12 protein-coding genes and 1 pseudogene are annotated in these 18,332 nt (G+C 45.1%); 3 read left to right on the forward strand and 10 right to left on the reverse strand.

The window, feature by feature from the left end; all coding sequences use genetic code 11:
* Positions 1 to 81 precede the first annotated feature (81 nt).
* Both QUA78_RS16050 and QUA78_RS16055 read left to right on the forward strand, forming a co-directional pair.
* Positions 82 to 1,593: an NADH-quinone oxidoreductase subunit M gene (locus QUA78_RS16050; protein WP_333300586.1), complete on the forward strand. Its 1,512-nt coding sequence runs from the start codon at positions 82 to 84 to the stop codon at positions 1,591 to 1,593.
* 283 nt (positions 1,594 to 1,876) lie between these two features.
* Complete coding sequence (locus QUA78_RS16055) at positions 1,877 to 3,043, forward strand: CO2 hydration protein (RefSeq protein WP_333300585.1); 1,167 nt, start codon at positions 1,877 to 1,879, stop codon at positions 3,041 to 3,043.
* Positions 3,044 to 3,392: 349 nt separating this feature from the next.
* Here the strand turns inward: QUA78_RS16055 and QUA78_RS16060 are convergent, their stop codons facing one another.
* From QUA78_RS16060 to QUA78_RS16075, 4 genes are all read right to left on the reverse strand, one after another.
* Entirely contained in the window at positions 3,393 to 4,115 is a 723-nt protein-coding gene (locus tag QUA78_RS16060) for a PHP domain-containing protein (protein ID WP_333300583.1), read from the reverse strand.
* A gap of 190 nt (positions 4,116 to 4,305) precedes the next feature.
* On the reverse strand, positions 4,306 to 6,840 hold the full coding sequence (locus QUA78_RS16065) for a bifunctional serine/threonine-protein kinase/ABC transporter substrate-binding protein (RefSeq protein ID WP_333300582.1): 2,535 nt from the start codon (positions 6,838 to 6,840) through the stop codon (positions 4,306 to 4,308).
* Between the two features lie 170 nt (positions 6,841 to 7,010).
* Positions 7,011 to 7,772 (reverse strand): ZIP family zinc transporter, encoded by a 762-nt coding sequence (locus tag QUA78_RS16070; RefSeq protein WP_333300580.1) that lies wholly within the window; start codon positions 7,770 to 7,772, stop codon positions 7,011 to 7,013.
* 426 nt (positions 7,773 to 8,198) lie between these two features.
* A complete protein-coding gene (locus QUA78_RS16075) occupies positions 8,199 to 9,437 on the reverse strand; it encodes a HetZ-related protein (RefSeq protein ID WP_333300579.1) in 1,239 nt (412 codons plus the stop codon).
* Between the two features lie 220 nt (positions 9,438 to 9,657).
* Here QUA78_RS16075 and QUA78_RS16080 point away from each other — a divergent pair, with 220 nt between their 5' ends.
* Entirely contained in the window at positions 9,658 to 9,846 is a 189-nt protein-coding gene (locus QUA78_RS16080) for a hypothetical protein (RefSeq protein ID WP_333300577.1), read from the forward strand.
* Between the two features lie 257 nt (positions 9,847 to 10,103).
* Here QUA78_RS16080 and QUA78_RS16085 read toward each other — a convergent pair whose 3' ends face one another.
* From QUA78_RS16085 to QUA78_RS16110, 6 genes and pseudogenes are all read right to left on the reverse strand, one after another.
* Complete coding sequence (locus tag QUA78_RS16085; protein ID WP_333300576.1) at positions 10,104 to 14,204, reverse strand: AAA domain-containing protein; 4,101 nt, start codon at positions 14,202 to 14,204, stop codon at positions 10,104 to 10,106.
* Positions 14,205 to 14,366: 162 nt separating this feature from the next.
* Complete coding sequence (dtd, locus tag QUA78_RS16090) at positions 14,367 to 14,822, reverse strand: D-aminoacyl-tRNA deacylase (RefSeq protein WP_333300574.1); 456 nt, start codon at positions 14,820 to 14,822, stop codon at positions 14,367 to 14,369.
* A 177-nt stretch (positions 14,823 to 14,999) separates the two neighbouring features.
* Positions 15,000 to 16,151 carry a GTP-binding protein gene (locus QUA78_RS16095; protein ID WP_333300573.1) on the reverse strand — a complete coding sequence of 384 codons (1,152 nt, stop codon included), beginning with the start codon at positions 16,149 to 16,151 and terminating at the stop codon, positions 15,000 to 15,002.
* Between the two features lie 125 nt (positions 16,152 to 16,276).
* The gene (locus QUA78_RS16100; RefSeq protein WP_333300571.1) at positions 16,277 to 17,440 is read right to left on the reverse strand and encodes a glycosyltransferase; all 1,164 of its coding nucleotides are present in this window, start codon (positions 17,438 to 17,440) and stop codon (positions 16,277 to 16,279) included.
* Positions 17,441 to 17,567: 127 nt separating this feature from the next.
* Positions 17,568 to 17,789 (reverse strand): hypothetical protein, encoded by a 222-nt coding sequence (locus tag QUA78_RS16105; protein WP_333300569.1) that lies wholly within the window; start codon positions 17,787 to 17,789, stop codon positions 17,568 to 17,570.
* A 105-nt stretch (positions 17,790 to 17,894) separates the two neighbouring features.
* A pseudogene (locus QUA78_RS16110) lies at positions 17,895 to 18,161 on the reverse strand (glycosyl transferase group 1); the annotation flags it as partial.
* Positions 18,162 to 18,332 lie beyond the last annotated feature (171 nt).

The raw sequence follows: 18,332 nt of genomic DNA on the forward strand, positions 1-18,332 counted from the left end.
CGATCGCTTTTATATGTAGTTGCTTTGCGTTAATGTTAAATATAGCTCTAAAAACTGTGTAACAAAGGAAAGTTTTAATTGATGCTCAGTGCTTTAATCTGGATACCAATGTTGGCGGCCGCCCTGATTGGGTTCTGGCCCGGTGCCATCAGTTCTAAAATAGTTCGGAATGTCGCGTTCGCCATTGCCGGCATAACTTTTATTCTCTCGGTGATTTTGGCAGCTCAGTTTGATGCCAGTACGAGTCAGTTGCAGTTTTCAGAATTTATTCCTTGGATAAATGCTTTGGGATTGAATTACAATCTCGGCGTTGATGGTTTGTCTCTGCCTTTGGTAATTTTAAATACTCTGCTGACAGGGGTAGCTATTTACGCTACGGATGAGTCTATCCGCAGACCTCGACTTTATTATTCTTTGATGCTGTTAATTACGGGCGGCGTAACGGGGGCTTTTTTATCTCAAAATTTGCTGCTATTTTTCCTGTTTTTTGAGGTAGAATTGATTCCGCTTTACCTGTTAATTGCGATTTGGGGAGGCGAGCGCCGGGGTTATGCTGCTACTAAGTTTTTAATTTATACTGCATTTTCGGGCATTGTGCTGCTGGCTTCTTTCTTGGGGGTGGTTTGGCTCAGCGGTGCTTCTAGTTTCGATATCGTTGGTGCAGCGGGCGCATCGCATTTGGAAGGAGGATTGCCATTGCCTTTGGTAAGGCAAATTGTTTTGCTGGCCGGGGTGTTGCTGGCTTTTGGAATTAAGATTCCTTTGGTGCCTTTTCATACTTGGCTGCCGGATGCTCACGTAGAAGCTTCGACGCCGGTTTCGGTGCTCCTGGCGGGGGTGCTTTTGAAGCTGGGAACTTATGGGATGCTGCGTTTTGGTTTGGGTTTGTTTCCGGATGCGTGGGCGGTGGCGGCGCCGATTTTGGCGAGTTGGGCGGTGGTAAGCGTGCTTTACGGGGCGAGTTGCGCGATCGCCCAAAAAGATATGAAAAAAATTGTAGCTTACAGTTCGATCGCTCACATGGGCTACATTTTGTTAGCTAGCGCCGCAGCTACTCCGATTAGTATACTGGGAACTGTTTTGCAAATGGTTAGCCACGGTTTAATTTCGGCGCTGCTATTTTTGAGTGTCGGCGTTGTTTACAAAAAATCGGGTACCCGCAACATCGATGTGCTCAAAGGTTTATTCAATCCCGATCGCGGTTTGCCGATGATTGGCAGTTTAATGATCCTCGGCGTGATGGCAAGTGCCGGCATTCCGGGTTTGGCTGGATTTGTTGCTGAATTTTTGATATTTCGGGGCAGTTTGCCAGTGTTTCCCGTGCAAACTTTCCTCTGCATGATCGGCACTGGTTTGACTTCAGTTTACTTTTTAATTATGGTCAACCGCGCCTTTTTCGGCCGCCTTTCGGATTTGGTGGTAAATTTGCCGCAAGTCCGCTGGGACGATCGCATTCCTTCGCTAGTTTTAGCAATAATTATTGCAATCATGGGAGTGCAGCCGGGAGTTTTAGTTGCTTTGAGCGAGAAAACCGCGATCGCAATGGCAGCTCCTGGGCCCGCGCAAGTTAAAGTTTCTCAAAACTTAGACTGATAGGATGTCCGGTCGATCGACCGCACTCCAATTCGTTTGTAGTGAGTATGACAGTCCTCAGAATTGTATGATGACTTGCATTCCTCACTACAAACAAACGCACCCCGCAGAAACCTAAAAAACCCACTTTTTTTCGATATAGAGTGCCTCCAGGATATTAGGTATTTTTATATCAAAACAAAGTAAATTTTTGTGTTTTTAGGTAGCCAACATTGCCAAAAATGATATAATACCAGAACTATAAGCAGTAAGAAAATAGTTATTAAATTCAGGCTGAATCCAGATGAAAAGTACCGTATTAAAACCGTCTGTCCATCCCCTAGCTGCATACATTGATGTCTTAGAATCAGGCAAAGCTTTGCTGCCTGAATCGGCGGAAAATGTAGTAGAAGTTGTCGGCGTTCTGAAAAGTTATGGTATTGTTTTAGATGCCTATTCTCGCAATCTCAATTATATTGCTGAAGAACAGTTTTTAGTGCTTTTCCCGTTTTTTAAATATTTCAATGGGGAAGTCACTCTGCCGAAGTTAATACGCTATTTGTGGCACGATCGCATTAATTTTGAGTATGCGGAGTATTGCATGAGAACAATGCTTTGGCACGGCGGCGGGGGTATGGACTGTTATTTGGATTCCCCGGAATTTAGCAGTTTGGTCGAAAAGGCGATCGCCGCTAAATTAAAAGGCAATTTTTTCATGCAGGGACTCCACAAAGCATTTCCTGATTTTTTGCCGGAACAAGTGCGGATGCTGGCTTACTACACCGGTCTCGGTCAGTTTTGGCGGGTAATGAGCGATTTGTTTATTGATTTGTCCGATTCCTACGATCGAGGGGAAACTAAGTCTATTTCTGATGTAGTTGATTTTGTCAAAGCCGGTTTAGTCGCCGCGGCCAGCCTACCGATTACCTACAGCGTCAAGATTGGCCCTCAAGTCTACGATATACTGCCAGCGACGGCTAATTTGACATTTTTACCAGATGTAGCCGTGCCTTATGTAGAGGCTGTTTTCTTTCGGGGCACTGCGTTTTTTGGCACAGTTTCATACAATGCTCAAGCTCATCAAATCCCGGAAGAACAAAGAGAATTTGCCTACGGGGCTTTGTTTGCTGACCCTTTACCGATTGGAGGTGCAGGGATTCCCCCAACTCAACTGATGCAAGATATGCGTCAATTTTTGCCGGAGTATTTGCACGAAGTTTATCGCACGAGTTGTCGGGGTGAAGACGATGTGCGGGTGCAAATTTGTCAGAGTTTTCAAAAGTCGATGTTTTGCGTGACGACGGCGACTATTTTGGGTTTAGCACCTCATCCCATGAATACATCGGATTATGAGGAAAAAAAGGCTAATCGGGCTTATTTGGAAGGTTGGATGGATCGATTTGGAAATTCTCGCTTGGATTGGGCAAATCAGCCAACTAACAGGGCCTGTCAGTTGTTCCCAGAACGGTAGAAGGGCGACTGGTTTTTAGGGCGCAATGTCTCTAGGAGTTGCAAAAATATTACCAGCTTTGGTGATTGCTTTCCTTTGAATCGCGAAAGCTAATGCTGGCGATCGCAATGATACCACGTCTAGTAAAATAGCCGTTATAAGGCAAGTAGTGAAAACTTCTGTCCTCGCATTTTAATGAGGACTTCAGTCCTCACTACTGAACCAATTTTATAGTGGTCGTTTGAGCGGACATACTATGACAGGGTAAGCTGTTTATTTTCGGGTCATTGCGATTGCTTTCATAAGAGAGCGCTCCGCTAACGCTTAGGCTTGCAATCACAGGATAAAGCACTTGTTATTTCCAAACTATCTAGATTCGGACTAGAAGACTGAGGCCGTGAGAGTCGGTTCCGCAAGTTCCAAGCAAGCCGTGAGTTTCTGCTAATTCTTTGACTAAAGCTGTTTGTTTGGGACTCGGTTTCCAAGGATTTGGATTACCGTAGGCATAGTAGATTTCTACGCCGTCAATTCCTAAACGAGCGGCTTCTGGGATTAATTTATCTGCGCTAGAACGATAGCGGCAAGGATGGGCGAGAACTGCTAAACCTCCTGCTTCCTGAATACCTTTAATTACCTTTGGTGCTGGATAATTATCGCTACTTTCAGTACCGGTATCACGTCGCAAGTATTGTTTGATACTGGGATGTTGCGGATCGAAGCCATAACCGAGAATGTGTACCTCATTGTTTAGCAATTCAGCAGTAATTTCAGCCCCTGTCCAGAGGGCTGGTGCTGTGATATTACTGTCGGGATTGTTTGATTTCCAATTATCCAACCAAATTTGAGCTTGAGCGTAGCCTTTGGTGCAATGGTGGTCTGTAATAGCTAAGCCTTTGAGACCGATCGCGATCGCTTTTTCAAGCAATTCATCTGGGTGCAAACGCCCATCGGAGTACACCGTGTGCATATGGAAGTTGTAGGAACCGGGACAGCTATCGGCATCAATTGTCTGCAAGACTTGTTTGAGTGCTGAGATATTTTGGGCTTCAGGTTTGAGACTAGAATCTTGGCAGGGAGCGAGATTGACAGTCATAAGGGTTTCTATAAAAAAAACTAGCCTTGTTTAATATATCCAATAAATTGATATGTTGCACCGATCGCGATAGTCGCAATAGCGATTTACCGTGGTGCGGGGGCGGGTTTATGAGATTATTGATTTTAGGCAATTATGGTTGGTAAAACCCGCCCCTACAGGTTTGTTGAGAATGCCACAAGATATCAATTCAATCGCACTTTAAACCTGCGGCTGCGGCTGTGGGAAATTCGATCGGCACAAAGGTGAAACCAAACTGTTCTTTAGAACACGGTACAATATGCACCAATAGTTTAGGAGGATTTTTGCGATTGCCTGTTTTCGGATCAAACTCAATTATACCTGTAGCTCCCTCGGCTTTAAAATTTGGATCGGCTAAGGTTTGTTGCATTCCTTCGCGGCTTGGTTGCGGCTGCATTTCTAGGGCTTTAATTAGTGTACGACTGGCGTCGTAAGTTAAAGCCGATCGAGTATTTACCGGGCCTCCCCACAATTTTTGAGCATTTTCAGGAAATTTTTTGTCCACACTGATTAAAGGATGCCAGAATACAGATATAGCCAGTTTTTCGACAGATTTTAGCTGTTTTGCAACTTCTAAAGTTCTCGGATCGTAGAGTGTCCAGGGCGCGACTATCCAATGGCGATCGTCGTTAGCTTTAATCATTGCGAGCGCATTTTCTACGGCATTGGTGACTTGACCATCAGGAATTACAACTAACGCAGTTTTTCCGATTTTATTAACTTCTTTTATGGCTATTTCAGCATTGAAATCATTTTTAGATAAGTCGTAAAACTCGTCGTTTATTCTGAATGTCGAGCGTCCTGGGGATTCAAATTGCTTTTTGAATTCTTCCCACAAAGAAGCACTGAACGGGCTTTTAGGATTGTAAAAAACGATGACTTTTTTTTGATTTACTTTTTGTAACTGAGCCACGAAAGATTCTGCTTCTATCCTGGTGGTGGGAGCAGTCCGAAAGAAAAACTTTCGAGGTTTCCTAGTCAGTTCTTCTGTGGTACTTCCGGGAGAAATGGCGACTAATCTATTGGCATTATAAATATCTACTGTTTTCACAGTCATATCGCTGGTATAGTGTCCGATGACTGCTAAAATATCTGGTTGAGCAACTAAACAATTTGCCCTTTTAATTGCCTCAGATTCGATATTTCCATCATCAGCAATGATGACTCTCAGACCTTTGCCTTTAATAGGTTTAGGTTCTAAAAAACCTTGACCTGGAAAGTCTTTATTGGTATCGTCTGGAGTTAGAAGACTTAAATTAACTTCGGTTTGAGCTTGAGCAACGCCACGCAGCAGTTCTTCGGCTAAGTTTGCATCAATGATGCTACCATTCTGATTTCTACGAGTAGGAACAACGATCGCGATTGTATAATACTCTGCTTTTGTTGTCATCAGCAGCGCATTATTCATATAAATTAAAGTTTCTGGATCTTTACGCTGTTCTTGTAGCCACGACTGTTTGAGCATTTTCACAGCTTCTGGATAATTTGAATTGGCAAAATCATCTATTCCCCTTTGTTTTGACCAAAGGGGCGTACTTTGAAGAAGGACTTTTTTTCCAGAACTTACACCATCTATACAGGCTAATACAGGAGAGATTGATGGAGAGATTGATGGAGAGATTGATGGAGGGATTGATTCAGGAATTGGTGGTTGAAGTAACCGGGGGATAAAATAGGAGATCGCCAATGCAGCACCGAACCCCGCGAATCCTAATAGCAACCAGCGAAAGTGCGATAGATCTAAGCTGCGTTTCCGTGCTGGTAATTCGATCGGCGGCTGCGATAATTCGATCGGCGGCTGTGGCAATTCGATCGAGGGTGGTGGCAATGCGATCGGCTGTGGCAATTGAAGAGAATCCAAGGCTTGCAACACCTCATTAGCAGATTGGTAGCGCTGCTGAAAGTGGTAACGCACCATTTGATTTAAAATATTTTTGAGACCATCGCTAACTTGTAACATCGGTCGATCGGATGTTGAATAATCCCAGATCACTTCGCCAGTATCGGAGTCATGTGGTAGATTTCTAGGATGTCGGCCGGTGAGAGCTTGAATAGCGACGATTCCTACTGTATAAATATCATTGTAGGGTTGCGGAGTTAATCGCGGCCTATATTGTTCGGCAGGCATATAACCGGTTGTGCCGATCGGTTCCGATGTCACTATTTCACCTGTACTGTTAGAGGTGAAAGTGCTGATTTCTTTGACAGCTCCAAAATCAATCAGTACAATTTTACCATCGTTTGTGCGCCGAATTAAGTTAGAAGGTGTAATATCCCGATGAATAACATCTGATTGGTGAATAAAAATTAAAATTTCTAGAATTTCTTGTAAAAAGGTGATTACACCTGCTTCCGTCCATTGCTGGCCCTGACAGAGTTCTTGAGTGAGGGGTACTCCTTCAATGAATTCTTGAACTAAGTAAAATTTGCCATTTTCATCATCGAAATGATCGAACAATTGTGGAATGCGCGAGTCATTGCCCAGAGTCTGCAAAGCCCTAGTTTCTCTTTGAAATCGCCTCGTTGCTTGGGCCAATACCGGGGGATTTTCAGGTTCACGACAAAGAATTTCTTTAATTACGCACGGAGGACGATCGGGATTTTGTAAATCTTGAGCGGTGTAGGTTCTAGCAAATCCTCCCTGTCCTAATCTATCAATGATTTGGTAGCGTCCAGCTAGTATATCTCCGGGATTGAGACACATAAATTTTATAGTTCCTTGTGGAGGTGCGAGCGCTGATGTTGATTATAAGCTTTTTTGTTGCCAGAGACAGCTTGGCAATATATTAAATTCGTCTGTGTCTATATCAAAAACACGATAACTCTCAGCAATTACCAATTCTATATTAGTGATGATCGCTCGCTAATTCCCAATTATCTTTCCCCTAACTTGCTGAGTACAAAAGCAGCTAAAAATCCGCAGACAGTAATTAGTCCAGCAAAATCGTGAGTTTCCTCGAATGCTTCGGGAATCATAGTATCTGAGATCATTGCTAAAATACCCCCTGCTGCTACGGCGGTAGTTGCGGCTATTACTTCCCCAGAAAAGTGGCTGAAAACCGCATATCCTAACAATGCTGCGATACCGGAAATAACTGCGATCGCGCCCCAAACTCCAAAAACGTAACCGATCGATCTCCCTGCTTTTTTCATGCCGGCGGCGCTGGAGAGCCCTTCGGGAATGTTGGAAAGAAAAATTGCCGCTACTGTCACCCAACTGACAGCGCCTCCAGAAATCATGCTGACGCCAACGACGATCGACTCCGGTATCCCGTCTAACAGCGCGCCGAGGGCAATGGCTAATCCGCCATCGCCTGACTCTGTTTTAGCTGGGTGCAAAGCGCCCGATCGCTTGCGGTGTTTTGCTCCCTGTTGACTCAAAAACCAATTGGCGGCTGTGTAGACAGCAGCGCCCCCCAAAAAGCCGATCGCCGTCGAGTCGAAACCGCCGCGCTTGTAAGCTTCATCCATCAGTTCAAAGGATAGCGCTGAAATCAGCACACCAGCGCCAAAAGCCATAATTGTCGCGATCGCCCGCTGAGGAATCCTGACAAAGTAACCCACCGCCGCTCCCAGTAGCAGCGCCGAACCCCCCACTAAACCCCAAAATCCTGCCTGCAACCACACTGGAAACATCAGCCGCACCTCAGAGTAAAATTTTTTATGCCCGCTGGAAAATTATATAGTTTTCATTGCGAACCGACAGCGGATACAGCATTTCTCAACCGAGCGACGTACTGCCTCTTTAGCAAGCAATTTCCAATGACTAATAACTAATAACTAATGACTGATGACTGATGACTGATGACTGATGACTGATGACTGATGACTGATGACTGATGACTAATAAAAACAAATTCCCCGGTTATGCCGGGGAAGGAAAAATATTAAAAAAAGTAATGTTGTTTTAATAAATTGAATTTGCCAAAAAGCGGCGATAAATTAGTAGCAGCCCTTGTTAATTTGAGAGCGGACGCCGGGGCGGGCATTCCTGTGCAGGTGCCGCACCCGATCGCATTTTCCAGTCTCAAGAAAACAGTTGCATTCATATTTGAGTACCAGTTAAGCTTGGTTGCTGTTGCGAGTCTGGCTAGCCAGCTCCAACAGTTGCGCCCAGCGTTTTTGGACTTGTTTGGGAGTGCATTTGAGCGCGGTGGCGATCGCCTTGTCGCTTTCTTGATTCCGCTTCATTTCTAACAGTTGCTGCATTTCCGGCGACAGTTGAGCGCGAAATGCTTCCCATTTGTCAGAAGTCATTCCCAGCTTTTGATCGACATCAGCACCCAGCCATTCGTGCACGAGTTTCCAATTTTGAGTGCGGGCAAATTTTTCGACGTGGTACTTAAACCGCTGTTGCAAGTAGTCGCGCTGGCGGGAAGACAAACCGAGAACGCGATCGATTTCCGAAGCCGAAAGGTCTTGCAATTTTAAAGTTAAGTAACTCACGCATTCGGGCTGATTTTGGGATTCCAGATAGGCGATTAATTCCGAGACTACTCGATCGCGCAGCACAGCATCAGCCGGATCGACAGTTTCCGATACCATTTGCTCGCGCACTTGTTGCAGCGCCGGAGAGCGGCTGTACATTTCCGCATCTTCTCCCTTGCCGGATTCTACAGCCATTTCAATGTCGATCGCAGTTTCGGGAGGTTGACCCTTGGCAAATCCTTGAGCGCGCAACACGATCAGGCGCTGGCGGTTGCGGCCGGGCAAACCGATTTGGCGCTTGGCGTAGTGTTCGGTAAAAGCCATGTACTCAGCCAATTCTAGCTGCGTGCGGGGCTGGTAGGTGGCATCGAGTTGGTGTTCGCGGCGGAAAGCTCGCAGAGATTCGATGTAAAAGCCTTGCAAAAAGTCTTCAATCATGTTGTAGCGAGCTTGGAAGTTCAAGTTCGATCGGAAGGAAGCAACATGGCGGTAAACCATCGCCGCGAGGTGGGAGTGCAGTTCGACGCGGCCTTGTTTGGAACCGAGGCGGTAGTATTGCAGGATTTTTTGCAACCGGTGCTCGGCCAAGGTGATTTGCCAAGCTTCAACTTCGCCGGAAATTTGGATGCGATCGCTTTTTTGGCAAATCCGTTCGACTTCCTTAGCAATCCGCATCGCCACTGCTTGAGCGCTGCGGCTGGCAGTTTTCATTTCCGCTTGCAATTCTTTGAGGGCGAAGTCAGCCAAAGCGAGGATATCGATGCTGGAAACAGTATTGATTTCGGCGTTTGGTTCGCCAACGGTGGCCGGAATGGAGTTGAAGCCAGAAGCGGTGTTGCAGTTGACGGTGTTGGTGGCAGTTTTGAGAGTCATGGCGTTTATCGGGTAGTAGCGCACAGCGTGCGAGGACATTTCTCAGAGAGTGAGGTGGCAGTTGCTGGCGGTTTCGCTTGCTGTGCTGATTCAACTCTCTATACATTGAATGTTACGGAAGTAGAGATAACCGCAGTTATGCCAGTGTTCCACTCTCTCATGCAACAGTTTTTGGCTGCTGAATCTGATTCTAAGCGCTGGCTGTGGAAGATTGGTTTTATTGCCCTTAAAGCCAGACTGTACAAGCATTCTGAGCTGTTATTCGGGTAGGGCGATCGCGACAAAGATTGACGGTGTTCCGGGGCCGCTGAGTGGACGATTTACTAACTGGCTATTTGAGGTGGTTTTGGGCGATCGAGATTACGGAATCGAGACTCGGCAGAGTGTAGCGAACTGCAATGTATTCTGAAGCTACGGCACAGCAATTCGGAAACCCGGTTAATCTGCAAATTTGATCTGACAGAAGGCAGGTTGATTGACCGAAGCCAGATTTCTAGCTCCAAAGCGAGGCCCGAAGCGATGTATTTTATTAAATCAGCCCGATTGCTTTGATGGGGGCGGGTAAGTCCTTACAGAAGTTTAGACCCGCAAATTGACAACAGCGATGCTGAGTCGATCGAATTAAATATTAAAGATGATAAATCCTCACAAGTTGAAATATGCAATTTAATTGCGTGACAGCTTTTCGAGAATATCGGGTGGTGGCATAAAAACTTCTACGTGATGCCCATCCACCATCTCTTTACCGATGAGTTCCGAACACACAGATCGTAAAGACTTCCAAAGCATTGTCTCCTCGTAATGTTCTAATTCTGCTGGAATGTGATCTAGCAGCGTCTTAGAGCAGACCACAATCAGTTGTTTCTGAGCCCGAGAAAAAGCCACATTAGACCGATTGAGGTCTAAGATAAATTCCACATTTTTACTGATTGCTGAGGGGTCGCTGGCTGTTGCCGACACAATTATATAAGGTCGCTCGTCACCTTGCAAGCTTTCAACAGTATCAATTACATCGATGAGGTCGCGGGAGTCATTCAAATAATTTTTAAGCAGTGTTCGCTGCGCTCGGTGTGGAGTGACAATAGCAACAGATTTGTTTTCTATTGCTCTTTTAGTTTTCGCAGCCTCAATAATTTTCTCAATAATTCGCACCTCAAGCATATTGCTGCGTTTTGACTGACGCTCAGCATGAAGAACAAGAAGTAAGCCACCTAGCTCTTCCTGTAAAAGACTATTTGAATCCAGCGACCTTCCTTTTAGTTCAATATTATCCATTCTGTAAATACGGGAAATTAAGCCACAAATCAGAGGTGGCAAACGGAATGTAAAACTCAACGCAGAACTCAGAATAGCTGAATCAGTAACTCCTGTAATTTTAATATTTTTAACTGCCTCAAAGGCACTCACATAAGGTTTGTAAAGTTGAATGGGCGGACGGTCTTCCTGCTCCCAATTATGAGCAACAATTGGTGATAGCTGCCGATGATCTCCGGCAAGCATGATTTCCCCGTCAATTTTTACTAATGTAGCCAGTGACAAAAAGTGCGGAAACACCATCATGCTTGCTTCATCAACGATTAGTATAGGTACTTGGATAGCTTTAATTTGCAGCGATAATTTCAAAAGAGCGCTGGTTGTACCGCCGATGACCAATACAGCATTTGAGCGCATTTGATTTACTCTTGTCGCATCACCCTTAGATCGAAAACATTCAACATTTTTTTCAAAAAAAGACTCATCCTCTTTAGGGTCAACTCGGCTAAGTTTTATTGGCGGTAATGTTAAGCCTGATTGCTCGGCTTGTTGCTGAAGGATTGGCAAGAGGGTATTGAGGCGCAAAAGCAAGTTGTTTACAGCCGTATGGGTAGGTGCTGCTATGAGAACGATATCTCCGATCGAACAACGCGCCAAAATTCTTAAAAAAGTAGCGATCGCTGTTGTCTGTGTCTTGCCAGTTCCTGGAGGCCCCTGTAAAAGTTGAATTCTAGCGGTTAAGCCGCTGACAGCAGCAGCTACTTGATCGGTAGCCAATTTCTGTCCGTTAGGCAATGTCAAGGACTGCAGTAGATTCTGGTATTGTTCTAGCTCCTGTGCTGCTAGAGCCTGTTGTGGAGGAATCTGAGGACGCTCAGGATCGAACCAGTGACATACATGATTTCCCAAACCACTTATTAGTCTGTCGTCAACCTTTCCGGCTACAAAATCAGAAGGACTTTCATCTAAAGTAGCATAAGAAAAAATGTCTTCGTCTTGCTTATAAAACCGACCTGGGAGTTGATAGCGGTCTGGTTTATTTGTTTGTCTTACTGAAAGCTCAATCTGTCGAGTCTCCCAGTCAATATTATCCACAACACACGTACTTCCACCGCGTAGAAGTTGACCGAATGTTTGACCGCGATGCGGATCGTTAAAACAAGGGCTAATCCTTACAAAGTTGCCTTTTTCGATCGTGCAGTTAGTCTCCAAAACTTCATAGTTAATACCATACCGATCAAGGTTGATAGTGGCTGTCAGCCTATTGTTGCCGTGCGAGACAACATCACTAATAGGAATAGTGCGCCCTAGAGGAACGCGATAGACAGGCGGGACTAGATGAGTAGCAATCCAGTTTGTCACTTTAACGTGCTGATCCAATCGGAGATAGTCAATCCCCGCCTGAGCGGCATTATCTACCCCAAGCGTGAATTCCAGTAAATCAGCGATGACAAGAGATGGTTTTACTATCTCTGGGTTCTTGAAACGAATGCTTTCTTCAACCCACCGCAGCGCGTGTACGCGGGCACGAAAATAATGGTTGAGATAGTTAGGTTTCCGAGCGCTGTTGTAGCGCTCAATTGCCTTAGCAACTGCTGGCGATAGATTTGGGTCTGTTGGATCTGGCAATTTTCGCCAGTAAGCGCGCCAGTAGGGTGCTGTTAAGGAATCATAAAAGCGACTGCGGATTTCAAACTTGTGCCTGCTGACTTGCTCAGAATCTCGCTCTGCCCATTGCCCCTGAGCATCTAAATTCAAATCAGTCTTAAAATCGAAGATATCCTGTGTAAAAGCTTGCTCTAGATCGACCTCGGCACCAGACACCCGCCGCCGCCAGTGATAACGCCTCCCAAACCACGACAGAGAAGTAACGACAGCTAAGCCTCTCCCTGTCCATCCCAAAGCAAAACGTCGATCGACTTCATCGTGCAAGCAAGAGTAGATGAGTTGCTCTAAACTTTCACGGCATCCTAGAAGTTCTCGGAGGTTGGCGAGCAACTGCGAGCTGACGCGGGAGCATCCTTCGAGCAACTGATCCATCTCCGATCGAGACCAGACATAAAAGTGAATGGGAGCGGTTTCGGTCTCGGCTACCTCATCAATAACCTCAACCAGCTTCTTTAGAAACGCTTGAATTAGCTGTTTCTCCGCCCCTGTGTCTTCTCTGTATTCCCCCGTCCACGGAGAGGTTTGAAACTCAATAACTTCTTTACTTTGGAGAGAACGCTCTTCATAGACTGGGCGATTATTTCGATCGCGCCCTACCTCCCACCGTTCCTTGACCGTGGGGTCTGGCTGCCTGTGTCCATTTACGTGCGTGAAGCTTGTATGTAATTGTCCCTCGCTCTTGGTCACATGAGCTGCAAGCGCTCCAATCCTGTTTTCTACATAGTCGTAATCCACAGAAAGGTAAACGCGAATCAGCCGCTCACCATTAATTATGTGTTCTGGAAGTTGACCTTGACCTGCATCAGGTAGCGGCTCTACTTCATAGGAATCTGGGTTGATATTTCCGCCTGGAAGTGTACGCCTGCGAGTTTTTGCTTTTAACTGGATAAGTTTTAGGTTATCGCTAAAGCTTGGATCGTGCCGCACTTGAGCGGCCTGCTGTCCGGCTAAGTCAAGTTCAGCCAAGTCATCGATTTTATCAATCCCGGCCCCTCGCAAGACTCGTACTGCTGATGGATCTAAGCCTATTAGTTCAAGGCGACGCAATCTGGCACTTTCTGATAAGCAGTGAATATTGAAAACACAGCCATCACACTTCGGATCGATTTGATAGTCCAAATCAGCTAAATCAGCCTGAACTACGCGGTTTAGCGCACCCTCAGATGCCAGGAGGCGATTAATGTCCGCTTCTTCTGTATCTAGCTTAAAGGGTTTTAGATCGAGGATGAGCTGACTTTTATTTGTACTCTCATCAATCCTAGCAACCACGCACTCGATATCTTCTGGTCTGAGTTCTACGCCGCCAATAGCCACTGGACTCACCTGAATAAGCTGCCGTACAAGTATCCGGTATATAGCAACCTGCACGCGGTGGTAGGTACGGTCTCGACGACTGGCTTTGCATTCAACAATTCGCAGCTTTGGTCGATCGGCTTCCCACAAGATTAGTACAAAGTCAATTTGGCCTTTGATCTGGAAAGCTCCCTCGTCTGCTTCAAGAGAAATTTCGCGTCCATATGCTCTTTGTCCTGAACTTATACCTTGCAATTGTGCGACAAAGGTAGTCCAGGGTGTCTTCTTTTCGTCAGCAGATTTTTGGCTGTACAAAGTGAGGTCAATGAGACCATTTTTTTTGAGAGAAGTTTCCCATTCGTTCTCCCTCAATCGCCCCGCCTCTTGGAGAACTGGATCTAAGGAGTTGAAAAGGCGTTCTGCAAACGGAAGCTCTCGGGCAAGCTTTCGGTTATTATGCTCTAGCTTAAAGCGGCGATCGCAAGATTGATAATGGATGTACTCGCCGATTTCGGTAACTCGGACAGATGGTTTATTTACTGGGGTTAACATAAATATAAAAATAAAATGTTTAAATAAGTTAGACGGGCATAAACTATCCTATTTGACCAAATTTGACTAATGATCTGACAATTAACTCAGAGGTTACATGACAATAATCACCTTTAATTGTGACCATACTCACTGCAAATATTTCTATTATAAATTCACAACTCACCCGGATTCTCTATCTAATACCAAAGTCACCGGCCCGTCATTCTCGATCGAGACTTGCATCATCGCTCCAAACACGCCTGTTTCGACTTTTAAGCCGCTCTGGCGCAACTTTTCGACAAATTTATCATAAAAAATTTCAGCTCGTTCAGGAGCCGCTGCTCGATCGAAGGAAGGTCGCCGACCTTTGCGACAGTCGCCGTAGAGCGTAAACTGACTGACAACCAGCAACTCGCCGCCGATGTCTTGTACGGACTTGTCCCAGCGCCCGGTATCCCCGGCCGAGTCGGGAAACAAACGCAATTCTAGGCATTTGCGAGCCATCCAATCGAGTTCTGATTCGGTGTCGGTGTCCGCAATACCTACAAGCAAGTTAAGTCCGCAGCCAATTTTGCCGACAATTTGATCTTCAATTTCGACTTGAGATGATTTTACTCGCTGGATGATGACTCGCATTGGAAATTAGAAATTCTTAAATTTAAAACTAAAAATCAAAAGGTAAACTTCCCTTTTTAATAGAAATTATGAAAAGAAACCCGGTTTCTCGGATAAATCTTGGTTTTGACCGCGAAGTCTCGACGAAAAAACCGGGTTTCTAGCCAGCGCACGTCTGTTCTGTTTAATTTTCAACCTTTAGTTTTTCCCAAAACCTTTACCGCGATTGGTTGAAGGCATACAAAGACAGTTTTCGAGTTGCGATCGCAAATTCTCGGTATCCAAACCCTGACCGATGAGAACAAGCTGGTTCTTCCGCTCACCTTTCCACTCGTCGTCGTCCATCGAAAATCGCTTGCCGCTCAAATGGAAAATATGCCGTTTGGGACTTTCTTCAAACCACATAATCCCTTTGGCGCGAAACACGTTTGTTGGCAGTTGGTGGTCTAAGAAATATTGAAATTTTCTCAGAGAAAACGGCTTGTCGCTCTGGAAAGAAATTGAGGTAAATCCGTCATTTTCTAAATGGTTGGAGTGGTCGTGACCGTGATGGTCGTGATGGCCGTGGTCGTGATGTTCGTGGTCGTGATGGTCGTGATGGTCGTGATGGTCGTGATGTTCGTGATGTTCGTGATTGTCGTGATGATCGTGATGATCGTGGTCGTGACTGCTAGGAGTTTTTTCAGATTGGAAATATTTGTCCGATTCAAACAATCCGACGCTGAGGACTAGCGGTAGGGGAACTTGCGATTTTACAGTTCGCAGAATTCGAGCACCTTCTTTGACATCGCGAATCTTAACTTCCAACAAATCTAAATCTGCTTCCTCAACCAAATCTGTTTTGTTGAGGATAATTATATCGCCGTAAGCTATTTGACTGTAAGCTGCTTGAGAGTTGAACAAATCTAAGCTGTAGTTGGCTGCGTCTACTACTGTCACTATCGAATCGAGACGAGTCAGGTCGCGCAGTTCTGTGCCTAAAAAAGTCATCGCTACTGGCAGCGGGTCGGCGAGTCCGGTTGTTTCGACTACTAGATAATCGAGATTTTCTTGACGTTCCAGAACTTTGTAAACTGCATTAACTAAATCTTCATTAATTGTGCAGCAGATGCAGCCGTTGTTCAGCTCAACCATGTTGTCGTCGGTGGTGACAATCAGTTCGTTGTCGATGCCGATTTCGCCAAATTCATTTACCAAAACTGCTGTTTTCAAACCCTGCTGGTTGGTCAGGATGTGGTTGAGCAGGGTTGTTTTGCCGCTGCCGAGAAATCCTGTAATGATTGTAACGGGCAATCCGTGTTTGGGAGCGTCCATCGCCAGTTCTGTTTCGGACTGAGTTGTAGATTGCATAGCTTGAATGTCAAATAAGGTCTGAAGCTTCAACTTGTTGTTTTTATTGTATCTTATATTAATTCCGAACAGCGCGTTACAAGCGCTAATTATCGGAAGTTGCCAACAATTCGATCGCACCCTGTTTAATTTGGCGATCGAATTGTTGGCAAAAGTACCTCTAGGAGTTGGTCTGCAACGTGTTTCCAGGTAAACCCAGCCGCTACAAATTTGGGGCCTGCTTCGCGAGAGCGATCGCACAACTCCGGCTGTTCTATAATATTTTTCATTAAGGCGATCGAATGTTCTAAATCTGGCATCAGGCGAAATATCGGCAGATCGTTAGAAGTACCTTCTTGAAACGTACTTTCGACGTGCCAAGCAAAATCTGGAGTTGTAAAATCATCCGTCGGGCCGCCTTTAGTGCAGATAAGCGGCAAGCCGCAAGCGATTGCTTCTAGTGCTGGCAAATTGAATCCTTCTGCTAAATAAAGAGATACGTAGGCATCGGCTGCTTGATAAAGTTGAGCCATTTTGGCAAAAGGCAGTGTTTCTCCTATGTAAGCCATGCGCGGCAAAACTTTTTCTGCTTCGTCAAAGGTCAGTTCGTCTATGTTTTGAGCTATCAGAGAATCCGACTCATATATTGATTCTTCTCCTTTCAATACTAATCTCGCTTCGGGATAACTTTCAACTACAACTGCGAAAGCTTTTAACAATAAATCGATGCCTTTATTGGGAGATCCTGCACCGATATTCAAAAATACAAATCCGTCCCATCCTAGCTGTTTCCGCAAAGCTTCGCGTTCCGATTTTGTTAAAGGTTTGTAAATATTCGGATCGATGCCGCAGGGTATGACCATTGTGCGATCGGGATTCGCACCGCTGCGGATAAATCCGGTTTTCGACCAATGGGAAGGCGTAATAATAATTATATCGGAGTTGCTGTGTCCTTCGCGGAGGGAAGCTGCGCCCGTTATTCTAAAGTTTTCGTTGTGTAGAATTCCCCATTCTGTTGTGGCAAACAAGCACGTCCGTTTTGTGTTTGAGGGTGCAAAATTGTAAGGTACTGAGATCCGTAAGGTAGCGTCTGCTTTTAGAGACCCGGAAGGGTGAGGAATATTTTTTATTGCTGCTTCAGCAGTTGCGTCTAACAAACCGGTTGCTGGCTGCCAATTTTCGTCTAGATATGGGATATCTTTGTGGAAAATTTCTAAGTTGGGATATTTCAGCATTTCTAGTAGCTGAAATTGATTGGCGATCGCGTAGGAGTGCGGCAAAAAACGCCAGCCTTCAACAATTATACGCATTTAGTTGTTATTTGTTATTTGTGAGTTTTTACGGCTCATCATCACCCTTTACCAATGCCTTATTACAATTACCCGTTACCCATTTATATCAAGGATTATTTGGTTAAAAAAATATTGGCTCAAAAGTTTATTGGTCAATTTTATAGCTCGTTTCCCCGGGTAATATGACATTTAGCAACTGGTCGAATGCGTGTTTCCAAGTAAAGTTTTTAGCTACAAAACGGGGGTCTGTAAGTTGAGTTTGGGCTGTAACTGCAGGTTGTGCGATAACTGTCTGCATCAACTGGGTCAAATGTTCCCATTCAGGAACTAAAATAAATAGTTGTTCTTTTGCTATTTCAACAGCCATAAATTTACTTTCTACGGGCAGTGCAAAGTCTGGGTAAGTGAAATCGTCAGTAGGGCCACCGGCTGTACAGATGACAGGCAAACCGCAAGCGGTGGCTTCTAAAACAGGCAGCTTAAAGCATTCTGCAAGATAGGGAGAAACGTAAGCGTCTGCTGCTTGGTAGAGTTGAGCTATTTGAACAAATGATAGCTGGCTACCAGTATAAATTAATCGGGGCGAAATTTTGGATCTTTCGGTAGCGTTGAGGACAACTCGGCTGGCTTCGGCAATCTCGTCTCTGGAGGGATAGAGTAGTTCTAAGCCTTTTAAAACTAATCTGGCATGGGGATATTTGTCAACTACGGCAGCGAAGGCTTTTAATAAGGGGCGAATGCCGGGAGCATCCCCATGCGTGCAAAAATATTAAACTGTAAATTCACCATAATAATTTTAATTATCGACCTGCGTAAAATATTTAAATCTCAACTAAGTAGGTCGGCGGGGAAATTCACAGATATGTAACAAAACATTAAGTAGGGTGAAGGGACTTAAATTTAATACGTT

The sequence above is a fragment of the Microcoleus sp. K4-B3 genome, from assembly GCF_036704615.1.
Lineage (GTDB): Bacteria > Cyanobacteriota > Cyanobacteriia > Cyanobacteriales > Microcoleaceae > Microcoleus.

Bases quoted from the DNA above. Each gene is read 5' to 3' on its own strand.
- QUA78_RS16050 (WP_333300586.1), top strand. From the start codon at position 82: ATGCTCAGTGCTTTAATCTGGATACCAATGTTGGCGGCCGCCCTGATT.
- QUA78_RS16075 (WP_333300579.1), bottom strand. From the start codon at position 9,437: ATGACTCTCAAAACTGCCACCAACACCGTCAACTGCAACACCGCTTCT.
- QUA78_RS16085 (WP_333300576.1), bottom strand. From the start codon at position 14,204: ATGTTAACCCCAGTAAATAAACCATCTGTCCGAGTTACCGAAATCGGC.
- QUA78_RS16055 (WP_333300585.1), top strand. From the start codon at position 1,877: ATGAAAAGTACCGTATTAAAACCGTCTGTCCATCCCCTAGCTGCATAC.
- QUA78_RS16065 (WP_333300582.1), bottom strand. From the start codon at position 6,840: ATGTGTCTCAATCCCGGAGATATACTAGCTGGACGCTACCAAATCATT.
- QUA78_RS16095 (WP_333300573.1), bottom strand. From the start codon at position 16,151: ATGCAATCTACAACTCAGTCCGAAACAGAACTGGCGATGGACGCTCCC.
- QUA78_RS16060 (WP_333300583.1), bottom strand. From the start codon at position 4,115: ATGACTGTCAATCTCGCTCCCTGCCAAGATTCTAGTCTCAAACCTGAA.
- QUA78_RS16070 (WP_333300580.1), bottom strand. From the start codon at position 7,772: ATGTTTCCAGTGTGGTTGCAGGCAGGATTTTGGGGTTTAGTGGGGGGT.
- dtd (WP_333300574.1), bottom strand. From the start codon at position 14,822: ATGCGAGTCATCATCCAGCGAGTAAAATCATCTCAAGTCGAAATTGAA.
- QUA78_RS16100 (WP_333300571.1), bottom strand. From the start codon at position 17,440: ATGCGTATAATTGTTGAAGGCTGGCGTTTTTTGCCGCACTCCTACGCG.
- QUA78_RS16105 (WP_333300569.1), bottom strand. From the start codon at position 17,789: ATGGCTGTTGAAATAGCAAAAGAACAACTATTTATTTTAGTTCCTGAA.